Here is a 21,480-nt window from a genome sequence, read left to right on the forward strand (position 1 = left end):
ACAAAACGCATGAATTTTAAAGAAAAATATGCCACTTGGCAAGGATATTTTTTCATCTATTGGCTGATATGACTAAATTTGACGAAATTAATTTTCAAATTAAAATAGTCAGTATCATTTTTTATTATTAAAGGCTTACTATGTGCAATAAAGGATTTCTTTTTATTACGCTATTATCTCTAACGGCTTGTACTTTTTCAGATAATTCTCAATCCCCTATCCCTGCACAATTTGCAGGCGCAGATTATCAATTATCCGATCAAGATGCTAAGCGTTGGGTAATTGCCGGTAATCAAGTAGAACAATGTGTTTATCCCAATTTAACCCGTATTCAACAAGAACATTTTTCTCAAGAAGACTCATTTATCTACTCCCAATATGTTTTTTTCTATCCTCTAGAAGACATTGTTGGTCGAGATAATTTACAGATCATTAAGAACGATCAAAAGTCGATGGATTACGTTACTTACCAACGTAAAAAATTCAAAGATATAAAAGCGAAACCATTAGATGAAGAAAAATGTGCCATACTCCAAAAACAAGCACGAGATGATCTTGCGGTTGTAAAAGGTGAGTATCGTAATGCGATGGTTGAAGAAGATAAGCATGAAAATAAAACCGATAATGGTAAAAACCTTGAAAAAAGTCGCTTCTCTTTTGATATTTTAAAATGGGGAATCGGCTTAATGCTATTGTGATAATAACAAAAATGACATAAGGGCGAATATGCCCCTATATTAATTAACGTTCTTGTAACGCTTGTTTCATTCGCGTAATAGGTTTAATTAAATATTCAAACACGGTTTTTTCACCGGTTTTAATATCAACAGAAGCAATCATACCCGGAATAATCGGCATAGAATTACCGTTCTTATCCACTAGAGTATTATTATCTGTGCGAACAAGTACACGATAATAAGCTTCACTTGGGTCAAGTTTTAAATCACTCGGACGCTTTTGATCTTGCAAGGTATCTGGGCTCAGCAAAGTAACAATCCCATCTAATCCACCATATATAGCATAATCATAAGCCGTCAATTTTACCACTGCAGGCATACCCGGTCGAACATAAGCTACGTCACTTGGGCTAATATAAGCTTCAACGAGAAGATTATCTTCGATTGGTACAATTTCCATAATGTCTTGTCCTGCACTAATTACCCCGCCGATAGTATTAATACGAATATTTTTAATAATACCTTTAAGTGGCGCGCGAATGAGTGAACGTTCAACAGGATCTGCTCGGGCGGCCATATTTTCCCTTGCCTGGGACAATTCTGTTTCAACTTTCGTTAATTCGGTACTTGCTTCAGTAATATAGCGATTTTGGCGTTCAATAATCTGAAGTTGCAAATCACTCGCCTCTCGCTTCATACGCAATAATTCTACTTCTGACATTGCACCGCGAGCAACCATCGGCGTGGTCATTCTGATTTCACGTTCAAGTAACGCTTTACTATTTTCTAAAGTTTTTACCGCTTGCTCTAAAGACTCACGCCGTGATTTATAAATAGACGTTTCTTGTTCTTTCAGTTTAGTTGGTATATTTTCAGGAAAACTCAAAGTTTGTCCATAAGCTTCGGCCTTTAATCGAGCAGATAGCGCCTCTAAACTTTCCACTTTTGCTTGGCTTTCACGTAACACAGCCGAGCTTCGCGTATCATCTAGCTTTAATAATACTTGTCCTTTCTCTACGGTATCCCCTTCTTTTACCAACATCTCGCTAATAATGCCGGGATCCAAACTTTGAATCACTTGTTCACGGCTATTTGGGATAATACTGCCCTGCCCTCTTGTCACCTCTTCAACAGGGCTATTATATGCCCATACAACAAACGTCACTAAAAAAACAAATAACGCAATAATCCCAATAAAAGCGCCTTTATGGTTTTCCTGCTGTAAAGCTGCATTTAAATCCGTTAATAACTGAATATCTTTTTGACTAAGTTGCTTTTTACTCATGGTCTTTATCCACCTGTTGAGTCTCTGGTGCGGAATCTTGTTCTGCTGTTTGATTGTTTTTGTTATTCATTTCTTCTAACTGTTTTTTTCTCGCCAGTTGTTGCGCCTCTTGAAATTTCGCTTCATTTTGTGCTAATTGTTTTAATACCTCATCACGAGGTCCGTCCATCAACACTTTACCTTCCTCAACAACAATAATACGATTCACGATCTGTAATACTTGAGGACGATGAGTCACAACAAGTAAAGTACGATGTCTCGCCCAATCAGCAATAGCACGTAATGCCTGAATTTCAGAGCCTTGATCTAAGCCTGTTGTAGGCTCATCTAAAAGCACAACTTTCGGATTTCGAATGGTCATTCTCGCCAACGCGATCACTTGTTTTTGCCCTCCGGACAAGCCAAGCCCACCCTCACCAATTTGCATATCAAGCCCTTTCGGGTGATTGCGAATCATTTTATCTAATCCAAAGCGTGACAATGCTCTAATTAAATCTTGATCATTAGAAAAACCATCTTGGCGAGCTAAATCGAGATTTTCTCGTAATGTGCCTAAAAATAAGCGAGGATTTTGTTCTAATAGAAGCATTTGATTACGCACAAAATGCGGATCAATTTGACGAATATCAACATCATCAAGGGTCACACTTCCTTTTTTGGGCTCATAAAGTCCCATCGCCAATTTTAATGCTGTCGATTTACCACTACCGATACGTCCTAAAATCCCGACTTTTTCTCCTGGATTAATGGTCAAGGATAAATCCTGTATCACCGAAGCGCTATCTTTTTGATAGGCAAATTCTGCATGATTGAACTGAATTTTCCCTGCCACTTGCTTCAGCGTAATGTATTTTCGGGTTGACTCTCGGTCGACATTACGTTCGATAATTCCGTTCACGCCTTTTAACGCAAGCCATGCCTGCTGAAAACGCACAGCAAGCCCTGCTATTTGTCCCAGTGGAGAAAGCGCACGTCCAGAAAGGATAACTGATGCAATTAATGCCCCCATCGTAATTTTGCTAGCGGGATCATCACTATGGATCAAATACGTTCCTACCACAACAAGAAAAACGGTATTTAACTGCTGCATCATGGTTGCGAAACTGACAACAAAATTACTCGTATCTTTTACTTTAATAGAAGAAGCCGCCGCTTTTGCGGTATAAAAATCCCAACGTTTTTGCGCCCAATTCATTGCGTTATTGGTTTTTAAGGTTTCAATCCCCTCCAAAGCTTCCACTACAAGGCCTTGTCTTTGCGAAGATTCTTTCATTGATTCATTAATTGAACGAGAAAGCGGAATCTGTGCTAATAACCCAACTATAATCACAATTGGAATAATGACCATTGGCACTAATGCTAATTTACCCGCAATCAGCCACATCACACCTAAGAATAAAAATAGGAAAGGGATATCAACTAAGGTCAATAGACTGGCACTGGTCATAAATTCACGCACTGATTCAAATTCACGTAAATTATTTGCATAAGAACCTGATGAAACCGGACGTTCAGAGAGTTTTAATCCTAACACTCGACGAAATAGCGCCGAACTAATAATTAAATCTGCCTTTTTGCCTGCAATATCAGTCAATCGCCCTCGAATTAACTTTGCAATAAACTCAAAACTGATCGCCAAAAATACCCCAATACTTAACACCCATAAGGTTTGATAAGATTTATTTGGAATCACCCGGTCATATACATTCATCACATAAAGCGAACTTACTAGAGCAAGGAAATTGATAATAAAGGTGGCTACAATCACTTGATAATAATAACGTTTAAAACGCCAGATTACTTTGAAAAACCACGCTTTTGGCATTTCATATTCTGGTAATTCTGAACGTACATCAGCCTGTTCTTTTGCTTTAATAAACCAACAATAGCCTAAATATTTAGAGGCTAATTCCTCCTCGGGTACCCATTGTGACAATCCATCAAATTGCTGAATCTTATATTGGCGTACACCCTCAGCATCTTCTTGAATTTCAGTCACCACTGCGCCTTCTTGATTCTGTAAAATCAAGACCACAGGCATTGCCAAAGAAGGAATATCGGATAAATCTCGCTGTGAAATGGTGTTTTCAAAACCTTCTGTTTTTAAATATTCCACCAATGAACCAAGATCCACCCCCATATTTTGAGTGCGAATTGTGTGTGCCATTAAGGAAGCTGTCGACAGTTCTGAGCCTAATAATTGTGTAGCTAACGACACACTTTCGATAATTAACTTCATATTTATTCCTAAAACGTTACTTTATTTTCTACACCAGCCCATGTCGCTAACATGCCTTGTGATTGTAAAAAATCTAATGTTGCCAAACGAAGATCATATTGTGTTCTCGCATAAGCTAATTCAACTGCAGATAAATCTCTTTCCGCGTTTAATACGTCAAGTAAACTACGTCGAGCAATTTCAAATTGTAATTGATAAAAATCCACCACTTTTTTTGACGCACTAATTTGAGATTTCAATGTTTTCAGCTGTACATTACTTTCTTCAATACCCACAATGGCCAATCGAGCTTGTTCATCTAAATCACGATTGATACGGTCTAATCGTTCGTAAGCTGCAGCCATATTACTTGCTTTCTCACGAACGGAATAACTAGACGCCACATTTAAAATATCCCAAGTCACACCTACACCAATTTCACGATCTTCGGTCGTGGCTGAACCTGTTAAATTAATACGAGGAAGGCGTTTTCTTTCTTCTGCTTTAAGTTCTAATTGACGAGCTTCAAGCTCCGCTTTACTTGCAAGATATGCCGCATTTTGGCCTTTATCTTGCGCAGTATATTTTTTATATAATGTATCTGCAGGTAAATTTATAAATGGATTCACCAAATCTTTCTCTGTAACCGGCTTTTTCGTGTATTTAGATAAGGTACTCAGTGTTAATTCCATTTGTCGACGATAGGTATTAATCTCTTGCTCTACCATTAAACGACGTGACTGTGCTTGTACATATTCTGACTCACGCCCTTCATCACTACTCACAATTGTCGTTAAATTTCTTAAAATACGATCATGGCGAGCAAGGCTATTTTTAGCCACCGCAATAGATTCTTTCGCTGCTAACGCTTTCAAATAAAGATCTGCTACAGTATAAGCTACAGTGTCTCTTGTTTGATTATAACGATGGGTATATTGCTCTTGTTCTTTACGACTTTTTTCAACATCCGCTTCAATCGCCCCAAAGGAATATAAATTCACTTCGCCTCTCACACCCGGCACTATTTTTTGGGTTTTGTAGTTACTTTGATTTTCATGATATTGGCTTAATGTACGATTTCCAATCACACTCACAATCGGCCAATGTTGTGCTTTTGCCTGTTCTGTTCGATTCACAGATGATTCAATATCCGCACTCGCTTCTTTCATCTCTGGTGCATTAGTTAATGAATATTGAATAATTGATTTCAAGTCTTGTGCTTGTGCCGCACTTATCGTCAATAATAATGCAGAAAACACCGTGCTATGCTTCACAAGATACTTAAACATACTTTAATCCTCTATCTAACACTGTCATTTACGGTGATAACAATCTAAAAATTTTCATTTTTTTCACCGCTCTTTTTTTTAAAATCGCAAAATTATATAACAAAATTGAGGCTATCACAGCAAAATTCTGCTTGCCTCTTCTTGATTTAAGTTAAAAATATTTTATTTTTTAAACAAATTCTAGATTTTTTTTTGATACACCTCTCACAATTAAACAAAATTATTATCCTTTTTTACAAAAAATTAATAAAATAATGGCAATTTAGGGGCATGACATCGTTATCTACCATACCCGCAATAACATATCTTATGTCTCCTATATTTAGTCAACACTCCGTTTTTATTGAGGAATTATCATGGCTTTTATTTTAAGTGTTTTTCCAATTATCTTGTTAATTTACTTAATGGTAAAACGTAATGCTCTCCCCTCCTATGTTGCATTACCTTGGATCGCTGCTTTAGTATTATCCATTCAACTTTTCTATTTTGGTACAGATATTTCAACGATTAGTGCCAACATCGCAGCAGCGATTGTCGATGTTCAAACCCCTATTACCGTTATTTTTGGTGCGATTTTGTTTAATCGTTTTTCCGAAATCTCAGGCGTCACCGATGTATTACGTAAATGGTTAGGTAACATAAACCCTAACCCTGTGGCACAATTAATGATTATTGGTTGGGCATTTGCCTTTATGATTGAAGGTGCTAGTGGCTTCGGAACACCTGCAGCTATCGCCGCGCCAATTCTAGTGGGCTTAGGTTTTAATCCTATTAAAGTCGCTATTCTTGCACTTATTATGAACTCTGTTCCAGTCTCATTTGGTGCAGTTGGAACACCGACTTGGTTCGGTTTTGGCCCATTACAACTTGCTGAAGATCAAATCTTACAAATTGGCGCAATCACCGCTTTTATCCATAGTATCGCGGCATTAATTATTCCCGTCCTTGCCCTACGTGTGCTTGTCAGCTGGAATGATATTCGCAAAAATCTGCTCTTCATTTATATCAGTATTTTTGCTTGCGTGATACCTTATTTCTTATTAGCTCAAGTTAACTATGAATTCCCATCATTAGTTGGTGGCGCCATTGGTCTACTTGCTTCTATTTTTGTTGCAAACCGTAACATTGGTTTAGAAAAGGTTGAAAATAACCTAGATAAGAATGCGGTAACTAAAGGTCAAGTCATCAAAGCATTATTCCCAACAGGTATGTTAATTGCCATTTTGATTGTGACCCGTATTCACCAATTAGGCTTAAAACAACTCATGAACGATGCAACAACATGGTTTTCTACCCAATTAGGTTCTCTTGGGCAATTTGAAATTAGCTACGGGCTAATCTTCAGCTTAAAAGAAATTTTTGGCACCAATGTTAGTGCAAGTTATAAATTATTATATGTCCCCGCTCTAATCCCATTTGTGATTACTGTATTAATTGCTATCCCAATTTTTGCGCTGTCAGCAAACAAAGTGAAAGATATTTTTAGCGGTAGCTTTAAACAAAGTAAAAATCCATTTTTCGCTTTAGTTGGCGCATTGATCATGGTTAAACTCATGCTGGTTGGGGGCGATCATTCTATGGTAAAAATCATTGGCCAAAACTTTGCACAAGCTACCGGTGAATATTGGACCTTCTTCTCTTCTTATTTAGGTGCGGTAGGTTCATTCTTTTCTGGTTCAAATACCGTATCCAACTTAACTTTTGGTAGTGTTCAGCTTTCCACTGCGGAAACAACCGGTTTATCCGTTTCTCTCATTCTTGCACTCCAATCCGTTGGTGGGGCTATGGGGAATATGGTCTGTATTAATAATATCGTTGCGGTTAACTCGGTGTTAAATATAGCCAATAAAGAGGGTGAAATTATCAAAACAACCATCGTACCAATGATTATTTATGGCATTATTGCTGCACTCTGTGCAATCTTCCTTGTTCCGTTGTTCTTTACCCTTTAAAATGAGACTACAAAATGTAGGGCGAATCTGCTCGCCCTACAAAAGAGGTTTAGAGTAAATCCAATATGATTTACTCAAACAACTATAATGAATGTCGTTCTATCTTTGGGAGTGATTATGAACGTAAATATTTATGTCACTTGTATTGCTGATGTTGTAAAAAGCGGAGTTGCTAAAAATACTGTGCTTTTACTGGAAAAATTAGGCTGCAATGTGATTTTTCTTGAAAAACAAGGTTGTTGTGGGCAACCTGCACTAAACAGCGGCTACACTAAACAGGCTCTTGCTGGAATGAAAAACTTAGTAGAAACCTTTGAGGCCAATGACTATCCTATCGTTGCGCCAGCAGGCTCTTGTGTCTACGCAATTAAAAATTATGCTGAAGTATTCCAGCGTGAAGGTGAAAGCCAATGGGCTGCACGAGCTGAAAAAGTCGCAAATCGTTTCCATGATCTTACTGATTTTATTGTGAATGTACTGGGTGTCACGAATGTTGGCGCCGCACTACCTGGTCGTGCTGTTTATCACCCATCATGCAGCCTCTTCCGCAAACTAGGTATTGTTAATGAACCTATCACTTTGCTTGAAAATGTTAAAGGCTTACAACTTTTACCTATTCACAATCAACAAACTTGTTGTGGATTTGGCGGCACATTTTCCGTAAAAATGGCGGAAATCTCTGGCGAAATGGTCAAAGAAAAAGTCGAGCATATTAACGAAGCTGAACCTGAATATTTAATTGGTGCGGATGTAAGTTGCTTAATCAATATCGGTGGACGTCTCCATCGTGAGGGAAGCAAAATTAAAGTCATGCACATTGCCGAAGTCTTGATGCAGGGGGAATAAGCGATGTCATTAAAAACAAGTAACCTGTCTTTTAAAGATCGCGTAGACCATGAGGTCAATAATGATATTATGCGCAAAGCTGTCATCAAGGCACAAGAAACCATCGGTACCAACCGTCAAAAAATGGTCGATGAGCTTGGTCATTGGGAAGAATGGCGCGATTTAGCTAAACAAATCCGTAACCATGTATTACAAAATATTGATGCATACTTATATCAATTAAGTGAAAAAGTCACAGAAAATGGTGGTCATGTCTACTTTGCTGAAACCGCAGAACAAGCGACCGAATATATCCGCAAAGTCGCATTAGACAAAAATGCCAAAAAAATTGTCAAATCGAAATCTATGGTGACTGAAGAAATCGGCCTCAATCATGTTCTTGAACAAGAAGGCATGCAGGTAATTGAAACCGATTTAGGAGAATATTTATTACAAGTTTCAGGAGATAAACCTTCTCATATCGTTGTACCCGCTATTCACAAAGATCGTCATCAAATTCGTAAAGACTTACATGAAAAACTCGGTTACGATGGCCCGGAAACACCTGAAGATATCACGTTATTTGTACGCAAAAAAATTCGTCAAGATTTTTTAGAAGCTGATATTGGTATTAGTGGTTGTAATTTTGCCGTTGCTGAAACTGGTAGTGTCTGTTTAGTGACCAATGAGGGGAATTTACGTTTAGCCACGACAGTCCCAAAAACGCATATTGCGGTGATGGGCATGGAGCGCCTTGCTCCAACCTTTGAAGAAGTCGATGTGTTAATTACCATGTTAGCGCGCAGCGCGGTTGGTGCCAAATTAACCAGTTATAATACTTGGTTAACTGGCCCACGCCTCGAAGGGGAAACTGACGGGCCAGAAGAATTTCACTTAGTTATCGTTGATAACGGTCGGTCTGATATCATAGCCTCCGAGTTTAAAGAAGTGTTACGCTGTATTCGTTGTGGTGCTTGTTTAAATACTTGTCCTGCTTATCGCCAAATTGGGGGACATGGCTATGGTTCTATTTATCCAGGCCCAATTGGCTCTGTTATTTCACCATTATTAGGTGGCTATGATGAATTTAAAGAACTCCCTTATGCATGTTCTTTATGTACCGCATGTAATTCAGTGTGCCCGGTAAAAATTCCTCTCGCACAACTTATTCTAAAACACCGAGAAGTGATGGCTCAAACAGGCAAAACACCCGCTATTGAACGTTTATCAATCTTCGGTTTTGGCCTGGCTAACTCGAATCCAGCATTATGGAAAATTGGAGTGAATGTTGGAGCAAAAGTCGCGAGTAAATTTATCAAAAATGGGAAAGCGCCTATTTCCATTGGTGCATTAGGAGAATGGACAAAAGCACGTGATTTACCACAACCTGATGGCGAAAGCTTCCGTCAATGGTTTAAAAATCGGGAGGCAAAATAATGAATCAACAAAATCGCGAAGACTTTTTAAATAAACTGGCTCAAAAGATGGGAAAAACGCGCTCTACAGTGCCAGAACCATTGACCGATCTTGTCAATCACTATCCAGCAGAACGACTGACTCATCTCAGTCCTGCAGAGCTTTGCGAACAATTCGTAAACTCAGCGAAGACTGTTGGTGTCGACGTATTAGAAGCAACGGAACAAAATGTTGCTGAGAAATTACTTGAGTTATGTGAGAAGTACGGTGGAGGCGATATTATAATCAATCAGGACTCTCGCCTAGATGCGCTCGGTTTAACTCAAGCAGTCCAAAACCAGTACACCTGCTATATTTGGTCCCCACAAGCAGGTTACGCCAATATACAAGCGGCTGAAAAAGCAAATATTGGCATTGTACATGCTGAATATGGATTAACGGAGTCAGGAGGTTTTGTTCTATTCTCCCAAAAAGAATATGGCCGTTCTGTTAGCTTGCTACCAGAAAAATCTATTGTAATTCTGCGGAAAAGCCAAGTTGTTCCTCGTGTGGCTCAGGTAGCAAAAGTTCTACATGACAAAGCACAACAAGGTGAGCGCATGCCGTCCTGTATAAATATCATCTCAGGGCCAAGTTCTACTGCTGACATTGAATTAATTAAAGTCGTTGGAGTACATGGTCCTGTGGCACAAATTTATTTATTGATCGACGATCTATAATCTTACATACGGGTACATAGCCACATAGATTCATTTTGAGACAAAAGCAACGAACTTGAAAATGTCACAAAATGAATTTAACGGCATATTACCCGTATCTTTTTAAACGTCATTTATCATTTTTCAACATCAATGACAAATTCAAACCAATCAATAACCTCTTTTTCATGAATACCGTTAGAAATCATGATATTGGCTTGCTTTACAGAATGTGTATTATGCGTGATTAAGGGGTGCCATTCAGGTAATGGTTTCCCTTCATATAATAGACGATAAGCGCAAGTAGTCGGTAACCAGCGAAAATCGGGCAAATTCTTTTTCGTTAATTTGGTACAATCCGGCTCAAGTTGAAAACGTTTCGAATATTGACCGCACTTTCCTGTTTCTAAATCCAATAAATTACAGGCAATACGCGTATAATATAATTTTTGCCGCTTTCCTCGCCCCTCTATATATTTACGATAACAGCATTTTCCACAACCGTCACAAAGCGCTTCCCACTCTGCCTCGTTCATCTCTAACAAGGATTTATGTTGCCAAAAATAAGGTTCTAAATCTGCCATAAAATAAAATGGGCGTATACACGCCCGCCTTAAAATAAAAATTGAGATTAAAAGCCCTCTTTCAGGCTCACTGTCAAGTTAAAGACCAAATGCTCAGGTCGGCTATCACGATTATCCGCGCAATAATATCCCTCTCTCTCAAACTGATAAGCTTGTTCAGGCTGAGCATTTGCCAAACTCTGCTCCACTATCCCATGCTTCACAATTAAAGATTCTGGATTAATCGCTGCCAAAATATCGTCTTCCGCGCCAGGATTTGCCATATTAAACAGACGGCTGTAAATACGGAATTCCGCTGGTAAATTGTCTGACGCTGATACCCATTGAATCACGCCTTTGACCTTACGGCCATCGGCAGGATTCTTGCCTAATGTATCCGGATCGTAAGTACAATATACACATACGATATTTCCATCTTGATCTTTTTCCACTCGCTCAGCCTTAATCACATAAGCATTACGCAAACGCACTTCTTTGCCTAAGACTAAACGTTTATATTGTTTATTCGCTTCTTCACGGAAATCAGCCTGATCAATAAAAATTTCGCGGCTAAACGGTAATTGTCGCTCACCTAACTCAGGGCGATTTGGGTGATTTGGCGCAGTAAGTATTTCCTTGTCACCAAAATTTTCAATCACGACTTTCAATGGGTTTAACACGGCCATCGCACGTGGCGCATTCTGATTTAAATCATCACGTATACAAGATTCTAACGCACTAAACTCCACGACATTATCTTGTTTAGTCACGCCAATACGACGACAAAACTCACGTAAGGAAGCCGGAGTATAGCCACGGCGACGTAAACCTGAAATCGTTGGCATACGCGGATCGTTCCAACCATCTACAACGCCCTCTTCGACTAACTTCAACAACTTACGCTTAGATGTCAGAGTGCCTTCTAAGTTTAAACGTGAAAACTCATATTGATGTGGAAGTGGTCGTTCAATAGAAATATTATCTAACACCCAATCGTATAAACGGCGATTATCTTGGAATTCCAAAGTACATAAAGAATGAGTGATTCGCTCAATGGCATCAGAAATACAATGGGTAAAGTCATACATTGGATAAATGCACCATTTATCCCCCGTTTGATGGTGGCTCGCAAATTTAATACGATAAATGACAGGATCTCGCATAACCATAAACGGCGAAGCCATATCAATCTTCGCGCGTAGGCTCATTTTCCCTTCTTCCACTTCACCATTTTTCATTTTCTCAAATAAGGCTAAGTTTTCTTCTATGGAACGATCACGATATGGGCTGTTTTTACCTGGTTCCGTTAATGTGCCACGATATTCCCGCATTTGCTCAGGAGATAACTCATCAACATAAGCCAAACCTTTCTCAATTAATTCAATGGCATAGCCATATAGTTGGTCGAAGTAATCAGAGGCATAACGCGGCTCCCCCTCCCATTTAAAACCTAACCATTCCACATCGGCTTTAATTGAATCTACATATTCCACATCTTCTTTTACAGGATTCGTATCATCAAAGCGTAAATTACATTTGCCCTCATAATCTTGAGCAATCCCAAAATTCAAGCAAATAGATTTAGCATGACCAATATGTAAATAGCCGTTTGGCTCAGGCGGGAAACGAGTATAGACATTTTGATGCTTGCCAGAGACAAGATCTTCATCAATAATTTGGCGAATAAAATTTGTCGGTTTATGCTCAATTTCAACAGATTCAGTAGTCATTTTTCTTTTCATCTCTTATTTTAATTTATTTTTCTCATTCTACACTGTTTGGGCTAATAACAAAAGTGCGGTCAGTTTTATCCATTAATTTCGTACAACTTTGGCCTCTTTGACGAATAAATGACAAATAGCCGCAAAAAAGGCGAGAACACAATCTAAGTACCACATATAAGTATAATCTCCTGTTTCTACCATACTTAAACCACCCCAATAAGCACCAAAGAAAGCGCCAATTTGATGGCTCAACAAAGTCAGTCCAAACAAAGTACCAAGATAACGTACACCAAAAGATTTAGCAATTAATGCAGCGGTTGGGGGGACTGTTGCTAACCAACTCAAGCCTAAACCAATAGCAAATAAATAAAATGTCAATTCTGTTTTAGGCATGAGTAAATACACAATATTTAATATTCCCCGTGAAGCATACATCCAAAATAAGATATAAGTACTACGCCAACGACCGACACACCACCCCACCACTAAACTGCCAATGACATTTGCGATCCCTATAATCGCTAACGTCCATGCAGCGACCTCAGCTGTTAATCCCTGTAAAGACACTTCCATAGGTAAATGAGTAACTAAAAATGCCACATGGAAACCGCAAGTTGCAAAACTCAAATGTAACAAAATATAAGTACGGGAACGAAAAGCCATCAATATTGTTTGTTTAAAGCTTTGTTCTCCTGACATTGACGTGTCAAAGTGCGGTTGAAATTTCACATTTTTTGTCAGATATTTCCCCAAAGGCAAAGTAGCAAATGCTGTCAATGCCAGCATATATAATGCACCTATCCAGCCAAACATGGGGGAATGGATAAATGCCTGAGTAAAAGGAGAAAAAATAAATTGGCCAAATGATCCGCCTGCGTTTAAAATTCCAGAAGCCGTGCCGCGTTGTTGTAAACTAGTTTGCTGGGCGACCTGTCCCATTAATACAGAAAAACTCCCAGCTCCAGCCCCAAAAGCGACCATCAGCCCCAGTGTTAAAATAATCCCCCATGAGCTCAGTAAAAACGGCGTTATGACTAACCCGATAACTAATAACATACCTCCCCAACAAATAACTTTCCATGCACCATAACGATCGGCTATAGCTCCTGTAATGGGCTGTGACACGCCCCACATTAACTGCATAGTTGCCATGGCCAAACTGACATCTACAATATTTAATCCAGCTTCTGTCAAAGGCGAAACAAATAATCCCATCGACATTCGAATACCTGATGTAATCATTAAAATAAGGGCTGCGGCAAATACAATGCTCCAAACCTTACGCTGAATTAGTCCCATACTTTCTTTATTTCCCGATAAAAATTTTGTAAAAATGACCGCTCTTTAGAGCGATTAAAAGCTTGCTCACTCTTATCCTTATCTTAATGTAAGAAAATGAAAAGATGAATGTTTAAAGTAGTATTTTTCCTATTTAATGCTAAAATCACCGCAAAATGAACGTTCATTCATTTTTCATGATATATCATTAATATTTTATTAAGGAAAGCAATATAATCTCGTCAGCATTCAGCATGACGGAATTTCGGGGATTTTATGAAGAAAAAAGGTTTATTACTCTTGGTTGCACTCATCGTGTTAATCGGTGGTGGCTTTTACTATTTCAACCAAAATAATGACCAAACACCCACATTTTTAACTGAAGATGTGTTACGTGGTGATGTAGAAAAATCAGTTATCGCCACAGGTTCTATAGAAAGCTCTAATAAAGTTGATGTTGGCGCACAAGTCTCTGGTAAAATTACCAAACTCTATGTCAAGCTTGGACAAGAAGTTAAAGCGGGCGATATGATCGCTGAAATTGACTCAACCACACAAACCAACAATTTAAACACAGCTAAAGCTACGCTTGCCAGCTATCAGGCGCAATTAAAAGCGAAACAAACCGCATATAATATTGCTCAATCAAGCTACAATCGTTTAAATCAACTCTACAAACAACGGGCGACCACACTCGATAGCCTCAATTCTGCTAAAAATACCCTAGATTCAGCTAAGGCGGAAATGGATGCGTTAACAGAAGACATTAAACGCGCAGAAATTGAAGTCAACACCGCTGAGACTAATGTCAATTATACTAAAATCACCTCGCCAATCGACGGGACAATTATCTCTACCCCAATTTCAGAAGGGCAAACGGTCAATTCTAACCAAACTTCACCGACAATTGTCACAGTGGCTAATTTAGATAAAATGCTAATTAAACCGGAAATATCTGAGGGCGATATTACTAAAGTACAAGCGGGACAAGCCGTAAGCTTTACGATTTTATCTGACAACTCAACCCGCTATGAAGCGATTATTGATAGTGTGGATCCAGCAACAACGAGTATTACCGATGGCACAACAACGAGTTCAAGCAACACTTCCTCCCCGACTAACGCGGTTTATTATTATGCCAATATGTATGTCGATAATCCAAAACGCGTGTTACGTATTGGCATGACGACTGAAAACACCATCAAAATAGCACAAGCGAAAGATGTATTAACCGTCTCGAATATGGCCTTACAACAACGTGATGGTCAGTATTTTGTCAATGTGCTTAATGCAAAGAATCAAGTTGAATATCGCCCCGTTGAAATTGGGGTCCAAGATGATTTTAAAACAGAGATCAAATCAGGCTTAGTTGAAGGCGAAAAAGCAATTCTTTCACAAGTGGCACAAGGCGAACGCGTTGGCACTCAAATGCGTGGTCCAAGAATTCTCTAAAAGTGCGGTGAATTTTGATGAATATTATTGAAATAAAGAACCTTAACCGCTACTTTGGCGAAGGGCAAAATCAAGTTCATATTTTAAAAGATATTTCATTAAATATCGAAAAAGGCGATTTCGTTGCCATTATTGGTGCTTCTGGCTCCGGAAAATCGACGTTAATGAATATTATCGGCTGCCTAGATACGGCAAGTAGTGGCTCCTATAAAATAGATGGTCGCGAAACCATTGAACTCAATACCGATCAATTATCCGATTTACGCAGCCAAAAATTTGGTTTCATTTTTCAACGTTATAATTTACTGGCTTCACTTAGCGCCGAAGAAAATGTGGCATTACCTGCTATTTATGCTGGAAAAAACCAAAAAGAGCGGTTAGAAAGAGCAAATATTTTACTGAGTAAACTCGGTTTAGCCGATAAAGCTCGAAATAAACCTAATGAACTTTCTGGCGGTCAACAACAGCGTGTTAGTATTGCGCGAGCATTAATGAATGGTGGGGACATTATTCTAGCAGATGAACCGACAGGCGCCCTTGATTCCCACAGTGGTGAAAATGTAATGGAAATTTTACGCCAATTACACCAAGAAGGACACACCATTATCATGGTAACTCATGATAAAGACATTGCAGCCAGTGCTAACCGAGTTATCGAAATAAAAGATGGAGAAATTATCGGAGATACACAAAAAACTGCCGTATCTCCGGTTAATTCCCGCCCAACAGAGAAAAAGTCTCGATTTGGATTTAGCAAGGACCAACTATTTGAAGCCTTTAAAATGTCAGTCAGTGCCATTGTTGCTCATAAAATGCGTTCGCTATTGACCATGTTAGGGATCATTATTGGTATTACATCTGTGGTTTCTGTCGTGGCGTTGGGTAATGGTTCACAACAAAAAATCCTATCCAATATCAATGGATTAGGCACAAACACCATGACCATTTTTAATGGTACTGGCTTTGGAGATCGCCGGGCCGCTCAAATGCAGAACTTAACCGTAGGCGATGCCAATGCCCTCGCTCGACAAAGCTATGTGCAAAGTGTTACACCGAATAGTGCAAGTAGTGGGCTTCTCGTTTATGGCAATCAATCTTTTAGCTCCACCAACTTACGTGGTGTAGGTGAACAATATTTTGATGTGGAAGGACTCAAATTACAACAAGGACGACTAATTAGCGCCCAAGAAGTTGCAGATAGCGCAGCTGTAGCCGTTTTAGACGAAAGTGCGAAAAAAGCGATTTTTGCTGATGAAGATCCCATTGGTAAAGTTGTGATGTTCGCTAAACGCCCATTACGTATTATCGGTGTTGTATCCGATCGTCAAATGGGTAGCGCAAGTAGCTCATTAAACCTCTACGCACCTTATACCACAGTGATGAATAAAGTGACGGGAGGGAATAAAATTAGCTCCATTACCGTAAAAATTACGGATAATGTTAACACAACTGTCGCAGAAAAAAGTATCACAGAATATTTAACCATGCGACATGGTAAAAAAGACTTTTTTATCATGAACAGTGACACCATAAAACAAACCATTGAAAGTACAACCGGGACAATGAAATTGCTCATCTCTTCGATTGCATTTATCTCCCTGATTGTGGGTGGTATTGGCGTTATGAATATTATGTTAGTATCTGTCACCGAACGGACAAAAGAAATTGGTGTGCGTATGGCGATTGGGGCGCGCAAGAACAATATTTTGCAACAATTTCTCATTGAAGCCATTTTAATTTGTGTGATTGGAGGCGTTTCAGGCATTTTATTATCCTTAACCATCGGGGCAATATTCAATCTCTTTATCAGCGATTTTCCGATGTCCTTTTCGACATTTTCTATCGTTGCCGCCGTGATGTGTTCAACCTTAATTGGGGTAATATTTGGTTATATGCCAGCTAAAAATGCCGCGCAACTAAACCCAATCACAGCGTTAGCACGTGAATAATTTTATGAAAAATGAGATTTTGTTATAATTTAAACAAATTAGTCGTATAAAAGTGCAATAAATTCTTAATCATTGACCGCACTTTTATACCTGTAATGATTTATCCACTAAAAAAATAGAGAATAATTTATGAACTTAAATAAAATTACCGTAGCAGTATTGCTCTCTGTTGCCCTTGTAGGTTGTGCAAATATTGATGACTCCTACCGAACAACAGAAGAAAACTTCCAACAATATGAAGCGATTACCAAACAATATAATGTTAATGAAGATTGGTGGACACTCTATCGTGATCCAACTCTTAACCGCCTTGTTGAGCAAGCTTTATTAAATAACAAAGATCTTGCAAAAGCTGCCATTGCTGTTAATCGTGCCTTATATAACGCTAATTTACTTGGCGCCAATTTAGTACCAGCTTTTAATGGTTCTACTCGTTCCTCTGCAAGTAAAAATCTGAATGATAATGGCACATCGCCAGGCAGTTCACAGGGCACATCAACCATTTCTCATTCTGCGACTTTAGGAGTTAGCTATACTTTAGATCTCTGGCGCCGTCTAGCCGATGCCGCAAACGCAGGAGCATGGGAACATAAAGCCACATTAGAAGATTTATCTGCCGCGCGTTTATCATTAATTAACAGCGTAATCACCACATATTATCAGCTGGCTTATTTGAATGATGCTATCAAAGCAACTCAAGACAGCATTAAATACTACAGTGATATTAACAATGTTATGCAAAATAAATTACGCTATGGCGTAGCAGATGCAGCAAGTACAGATCAAGCTCAACAGGCTGTTCTTTCTGCTCGTAATAATTTAATCAGCTTACAAACACAACAAAAAACCGCTGAACAAACGTTACGTGATTTATTAAATTTAAAACCTAATGATGCATTAGCGGTGACATATCCAAATATTTTGAATGTCAAACCGGCAGGGGTAAATTTAAATGTTCCAGTATCGACGATTGCTAACCGACCAGATGTAAAAGCCTATGAATATCGTTTAAGAAGTGCATTTAAAGATGCCAAAGCCATGCAAAAAAGCTGGTTCCCAAGCATTACACTTGGCGGCTCGTTAAGCTCAGCAGGCAATAAGGTCAGCAATGCATTTAACACCCCTATTATGGGAGGAACCATTGATATTTCATTACCATTCTTAAACTGGAATACCGTAAAATGGAATGTCAAAATTTCTGAAGCGGCTTATGAAACTGCAAAATTAAACTTTGAGCAATCAATCACAAAATCCCTAAACGAGATTGATACGAATTATTTTGCTTATACGCAAGCAGAACAAAACTTTGCTAACCTACAACAGAAATATAACTATGACAGACGTATTAGCCAATACTACAAAAATCGCTATGATGCGGGGGTCTCTGAACTAAGAGAATGGTTAACTGCGCTTAATACGGAAAAAACATCACAGCTGTCGATTTTAAATGCCAAATATAATCTTATTCAGGCTGAAAATGCGGTATATAGTGCAATGGGTGGATATCACTCCGCTATCACTCGTTAATTAAATAATTTGGGGCGTATACTACGCCCCAATAGCCTGCTTTGCTCATTTGAATCTTATGATATTTCCACAGGTTTCACAATCTCACTAGGATAACACCCTAATACTTTCAAAAATGTACTATATTCTTTTAATTCCGCTAGAACCTGTTGCGTATCTGGATCATTAGTATTCGCTTCAATTTCTAAATAGAACATTTCTTCCCAAGGTTTACCATAAATAGGACGAGACTCAAGTTTAGTCATAATAACATTATGCTTCTTAAACACGGTCAAAGCATCGACTAACGCCCCTGCTTGCTGAGTTGTTTTCATGAGTAATAAGGTTTTAGTATGAATCTGTGGCGAAACAGCAACCGCATTTTTGGCAACCACAATAAAGCGAGTAATATTATTTTCCTGATTGGCGATACCGCTTTTCAATACGCGTAAACCATATAAATTCCCCCCATCTTCATTCCCTAATGCTGCAATATTTGGCTTGTTCAAGCCCGCAACCAACTGCATAGCATGAGAACTGCTTTCACAATATTCAATATGTACGCGATCAAGGGTCTGAATAAACTGACTACATTGCTGAATAACTTGTGGGTGGCTATATAAGGTATCAATCTTACTTAAATCTTCTTGCTCGGACACTAATACACAATGTTTAATCGGATAGGCCAGTTCTCCAACAATAAATAAATCCGTATGCTGTAATAAATCATATACTTCATTAATCGAACCAGATGTCGTGTTTTCTAGTGGCAAAACACCATAATCCGCTTCTCCGTTTTGAACGCGCTCAAAAACTTGTTGAAATGATTCACAACTTAATTCCACTAATTGTTCTTGATAACGTGTCGCATAATTACGGGAGGCTAAGTGAGAATAAGATCCTCTTTTACCTAAAAAAGCAATATGAATATTCTGTTCTCGTTCGGCATTTAATTTTTTTTGTAAATAAACTTGTTGAGTTAAAACCGAATCTTCAATAATTTTTTGAAAAATTTGGGTAATATATTGGGCTTCTAGTTGATAATTCTCATTTTCCGCAAACTGAACCAATTCTTGTAATAATTGTTGTTCACGCTCAACATCGCGCAGTGGTTTTTGTGTGAGCTCTTTACTACGAACCACATCAAAAGCCAAACGATGTCTCTCCGACAATAATTTTAATAAACTACGATCAATCTGTGTAATTTGTTGGCGTATTTCGATCAAATCCAAAGACATAGTGTTTTCCTAAAAATAAATCTATAATCGCATTGTAGGGGCTTCAATCAAAATACTCAAGCAGAAAAAAGCCCGAATAATCGGGCTTAATCTAATAATAATCTATTATTATTCAAAAGAATCCTTTAAACGCTCATTAGCGCGACGAGACTCACCTTTATGCTGTAATTTATTGAGTTGTCGCTCTAACTTATCTTCAACATCGTTGATCGCTTTATACATATCTTCGCCCTCTGCGCTGGCAAATAAATCACCTAATGGTGTACCTATTGCAGCCTCTACTGCGAAACCTTTTGGCGTTTTATTCAAAATAAAATGGGGATTAATTAGTTGAGTTTGCCATTTCTCCAATTTGGCTAGACGCTCCTCAATATGAGTGCGGATTGCTGGGGTAATATCCATTTGTTTACTTGTAATATTTAGAGTCATAGTATTTACCTCTTAAGTTAGTGAACAGCTATATCACTGTTCTATTTAATCCTTAATTACAACATAGTCATCTGAATCCAACTTTTCAACCCCTTTTTATGAAAAATTTAATAAATATGATCTATCTTCCAGAATTTAAAAAAAGCCCTTTTCTTCTTATTTAAACATGTTATATTTGAAAGGATATCAACCGCCACACAATGACATAATCAGATACAATAATCTTCAAATTCCACCGCTTTCGTCTGCATCAAAAACTGCTTTGTACGTTCCTGCTGAGGCCGATCAAAAAAATCTTTTGCATTATTTTTTTCAACCACAACCCCACCATCCATAAACACTATCGTATCCGCAACATCTTTCGCAAACTGCATTTCATGAGTAACAATAATCATTGTCCACCCTTCTGCAGCCAACATTTTCAATACCTGCAACACCTCACCAACCCATTCAGGATCTAAGGCAGAAGTTGGCTCATCTAATAAAATCAAATCCGGTTCAACGGCTAATGCTCGCGCAATTCCTACGCGCTGCTGCTGACCGCCAGATAGCTGTGAAGGATATAAATCGGCTTTATCTTGTAATCCAACTTTGGCCAATAATTTTAATGCACGCTCACGAACCTCCGCAACGCTCTTCTTCTGTACCACAACCGGGCCTTCCATGACATTTTCTAACGCAGTGCGATGAGGAAACAGATTATATTGCTGGAATACCATAGAAGAGCGACGGCGTAATTGAAGCTCTTTAGCTTTAGTTATTTTTTCCGCAAAATTAATATCCAAACTCCCATCCGTAAAATGTAGCGCGCCTTGATCAGGTTGCTCCAATAAATTTAAACAGCGCAAAAAAGTGGTTTTGCCAGAACCAGACGGACCTAAAATCGCGACAACCTCGCCTTTTTCAATCGATAAATCAATCCCTTTAAGTACTTCATTACCTTTAAAATGCTTATGAATATTTTTAATGTCTAACATAATA

The 21,480-nt window shown here is 38.6% G+C and carries 17 protein-coding genes; 8 read left to right on the forward strand and 9 right to left on the reverse strand.

What is annotated here, in order from left to right:
* The first annotated feature begins 140 nt into the window (after positions 1 to 140).
* Complete coding sequence (locus CVP05_RS03950; protein ID WP_100288280.1) at positions 141 to 698, forward strand: DUF5358 family protein; 558 nt, start codon at positions 141 to 143, stop codon at positions 696 to 698.
* Positions 699 to 741: 43 nt separating this feature from the next.
* On the opposite strand, the gene CVP05_RS03955 is transcribed toward CVP05_RS03950, so the two are convergent.
* The 3 genes from CVP05_RS03955 to CVP05_RS03965 are packed head-to-tail and all read right to left on the reverse strand — an operon-like array spanning position 742 to position 5,469.
* On the reverse strand, positions 742 to 1,962 hold the full coding sequence (locus tag CVP05_RS03955) for an HlyD family type I secretion periplasmic adaptor subunit (protein ID WP_100288281.1): 1,221 nt from the start codon (positions 1,960 to 1,962) through the stop codon (positions 742 to 744).
* The gene (locus tag CVP05_RS03960; protein ID WP_100288282.1) at positions 1,955 to 4,201 is read right to left on the reverse strand and encodes a type I secretion system permease/ATPase; all 2,247 of its coding nucleotides are present in this window, start codon (positions 4,199 to 4,201) and stop codon (positions 1,955 to 1,957) included. Before CVP05_RS03960 ends, CVP05_RS03955 begins: the two co-directional genes overlap by 8 nt.
* 8 nt (positions 4,202 to 4,209) lie before the next feature.
* Positions 4,210 to 5,469, reverse strand: coding sequence for a TolC family protein (locus tag CVP05_RS03965; protein WP_100288283.1), 1,260 nt, complete (start codon positions 5,467 to 5,469; stop codon positions 4,210 to 4,212).
* 356 nt (positions 5,470 to 5,825) lie between these two features.
* On the opposite strand from CVP05_RS03965, the gene CVP05_RS03970 reads away from it, so the two are divergent.
* From CVP05_RS03970 to CVP05_RS03985, 4 genes are all read left to right on the forward strand, one after another.
* Positions 5,826 to 7,421: a lactate permease LctP family transporter gene (locus CVP05_RS03970; RefSeq protein WP_100288284.1), complete on the forward strand. Its 1,596-nt coding sequence runs from the start codon at positions 5,826 to 5,828 to the stop codon at positions 7,419 to 7,421.
* 117 nt (positions 7,422 to 7,538) lie between these two features.
* Entirely contained in the window at positions 7,539 to 8,267 is a 729-nt protein-coding gene (locus tag CVP05_RS03975; protein WP_100288285.1) for a (Fe-S)-binding protein, read from the forward strand.
* A 3-nt stretch (positions 8,268 to 8,270) separates the two neighbouring features.
* The gene (locus tag CVP05_RS03980; protein WP_100288286.1) at positions 8,271 to 9,683 is read left to right on the forward strand and encodes a LutB/LldF family L-lactate oxidation iron-sulfur protein; all 1,413 of its coding nucleotides are present in this window, start codon (positions 8,271 to 8,273) and stop codon (positions 9,681 to 9,683) included.
* The gene (locus tag CVP05_RS03985; protein ID WP_100288287.1) at positions 9,683 to 10,381 is read left to right on the forward strand and encodes a LutC/YkgG family protein; all 699 of its coding nucleotides are present in this window, start codon (positions 9,683 to 9,685) and stop codon (positions 10,379 to 10,381) included. Before CVP05_RS03980 ends, CVP05_RS03985 begins: the two co-directional genes overlap by 1 nt.
* 116 nt (positions 10,382 to 10,497) lie before the next feature.
* Here the strand turns inward: CVP05_RS03985 and CVP05_RS03990 are convergent, their stop codons facing one another.
* From CVP05_RS03990 to CVP05_RS04000, 3 genes are all read right to left on the reverse strand, one after another.
* Complete coding sequence (locus CVP05_RS03990; RefSeq protein ID WP_100288288.1) at positions 10,498 to 10,944, reverse strand: YcgN family cysteine cluster protein; 447 nt, start codon at positions 10,942 to 10,944, stop codon at positions 10,498 to 10,500.
* Between the two features lie 47 nt (positions 10,945 to 10,991).
* Positions 10,992 to 12,653: a glutamine--tRNA ligase gene (glnS, locus tag CVP05_RS03995; protein WP_100288289.1), complete on the reverse strand. Its 1,662-nt coding sequence runs from the start codon at positions 12,651 to 12,653 to the stop codon at positions 10,992 to 10,994.
* A gap of 84 nt (positions 12,654 to 12,737) precedes the next feature.
* Entirely contained in the window at positions 12,738 to 13,946 is a 1,209-nt protein-coding gene (locus CVP05_RS04000; protein WP_100288290.1) for an MFS transporter, read from the reverse strand.
* Positions 13,947 to 14,201: 255 nt separating this feature from the next.
* Here CVP05_RS04000 and CVP05_RS04005 point away from each other — a divergent pair, with 255 nt between their 5' ends.
* The 3 genes from CVP05_RS04005 to tdeA all read left to right on the forward strand — a co-directional run bounded on the left by CVP05_RS04005 (position 14,202) and on the right by tdeA (position 18,853).
* Positions 14,202 to 15,377 carry an efflux RND transporter periplasmic adaptor subunit gene (locus CVP05_RS04005; protein WP_100288291.1) on the forward strand — a complete coding sequence of 392 codons (1,176 nt, stop codon included), beginning with the start codon at positions 14,202 to 14,204 and terminating at the stop codon, positions 15,375 to 15,377.
* A gap of 17 nt (positions 15,378 to 15,394) precedes the next feature.
* Positions 15,395 to 17,326, forward strand: coding sequence for a MacB family efflux pump subunit (locus tag CVP05_RS04010; protein WP_100288292.1), 1,932 nt, complete (start codon positions 15,395 to 15,397; stop codon positions 17,324 to 17,326).
* A gap of 129 nt (positions 17,327 to 17,455) precedes the next feature.
* Positions 17,456 to 18,853 carry a toxin/drug exporter TdeA gene (tdeA, locus tag CVP05_RS04015; RefSeq protein ID WP_100288293.1) on the forward strand — a complete coding sequence of 466 codons (1,398 nt, stop codon included), beginning with the start codon at positions 17,456 to 17,458 and terminating at the stop codon, positions 18,851 to 18,853.
* Between the two features lie 56 nt (positions 18,854 to 18,909).
* Here tdeA and pheA read toward each other — a convergent pair whose 3' ends face one another.
* From pheA to CVP05_RS04030, 3 genes are all read right to left on the reverse strand, one after another.
* Entirely contained in the window at positions 18,910 to 20,070 is a 1,161-nt protein-coding gene (gene pheA / locus CVP05_RS04020; RefSeq protein ID WP_100288294.1) for a prephenate dehydratase, read from the reverse strand.
* Positions 20,071 to 20,178: 108 nt separating this feature from the next.
* On the reverse strand, positions 20,179 to 20,499 hold the full coding sequence (gene raiA / locus CVP05_RS04025; protein WP_100288295.1) for a ribosome-associated translation inhibitor RaiA: 321 nt from the start codon (positions 20,497 to 20,499) through the stop codon (positions 20,179 to 20,181).
* Between the two features lie 209 nt (positions 20,500 to 20,708).
* Complete coding sequence (locus CVP05_RS04030) at positions 20,709 to 21,476, reverse strand: amino acid ABC transporter ATP-binding protein (RefSeq protein WP_100288296.1); 768 nt, start codon at positions 21,474 to 21,476, stop codon at positions 20,709 to 20,711.
* Positions 21,477 to 21,480 lie beyond the last annotated feature (4 nt).

The organism is Conservatibacter flavescens (genome assembly GCF_002795425.1).
GTDB classification, from domain to species: domain Bacteria; phylum Pseudomonadota; class Gammaproteobacteria; order Enterobacterales; family Pasteurellaceae; genus Conservatibacter; species Conservatibacter flavescens.

Coding starts and splice junctions, on each gene's coding strand:
- CVP05_RS03950 (WP_100288280.1), top strand. CDS start 141: ATGTGCAATAAAGGATTTCTTTTTATTACGCTATTATCTCTAACGGCT.
- CVP05_RS03955 (WP_100288281.1), bottom strand. CDS start 1,962: ATGAGTAAAAAGCAACTTAGTCAAAAAGATATTCAGTTATTAACGGAT.
- CVP05_RS03960 (WP_100288282.1), bottom strand. CDS start 4,201: ATGAAGTTAATTATCGAAAGTGTGTCGTTAGCTACACAATTATTAGGC.
- CVP05_RS03965 (WP_100288283.1), bottom strand. CDS start 5,469: ATGTTTAAGTATCTTGTGAAGCATAGCACGGTGTTTTCTGCATTATTA.
- CVP05_RS03970 (WP_100288284.1), top strand. CDS start 5,826: ATGGCTTTTATTTTAAGTGTTTTTCCAATTATCTTGTTAATTTACTTA.
- CVP05_RS03975 (WP_100288285.1), top strand. CDS start 7,539: ATGAACGTAAATATTTATGTCACTTGTATTGCTGATGTTGTAAAAAGC.
- CVP05_RS03980 (WP_100288286.1), top strand. CDS start 8,271: ATGTCATTAAAAACAAGTAACCTGTCTTTTAAAGATCGCGTAGACCAT.
- CVP05_RS03985 (WP_100288287.1), top strand. CDS start 9,683: ATGAATCAACAAAATCGCGAAGACTTTTTAAATAAACTGGCTCAAAAG.
- CVP05_RS03990 (WP_100288288.1), bottom strand. CDS start 10,944: ATGGCAGATTTAGAACCTTATTTTTGGCAACATAAATCCTTGTTAGAG.
- glnS (WP_100288289.1), bottom strand. CDS start 12,653: ATGACTACTGAATCTGTTGAAATTGAGCATAAACCGACAAATTTTATT.
- CVP05_RS04000 (WP_100288290.1), bottom strand. CDS start 13,946: ATGGGACTAATTCAGCGTAAGGTTTGGAGCATTGTATTTGCCGCAGCC.
- CVP05_RS04005 (WP_100288291.1), top strand. CDS start 14,202: ATGAAGAAAAAAGGTTTATTACTCTTGGTTGCACTCATCGTGTTAATC.
- CVP05_RS04010 (WP_100288292.1), top strand. CDS start 15,395: ATGAATATTATTGAAATAAAGAACCTTAACCGCTACTTTGGCGAAGGG.
- tdeA (WP_100288293.1), top strand. CDS start 17,456: ATGAACTTAAATAAAATTACCGTAGCAGTATTGCTCTCTGTTGCCCTT.
- pheA (WP_100288294.1), bottom strand. CDS start 20,070: ATGTCTTTGGATTTGATCGAAATACGCCAACAAATTACACAGATTGAT.
- raiA (WP_100288295.1), bottom strand. CDS start 20,499: ATGACTCTAAATATTACAAGTAAACAAATGGATATTACCCCAGCAATC.
- CVP05_RS04030 (WP_100288296.1), bottom strand. CDS start 21,476: ATGTTAGACATTAAAAATATTCATAAGCATTTTAAAGGTAATGAAGTA.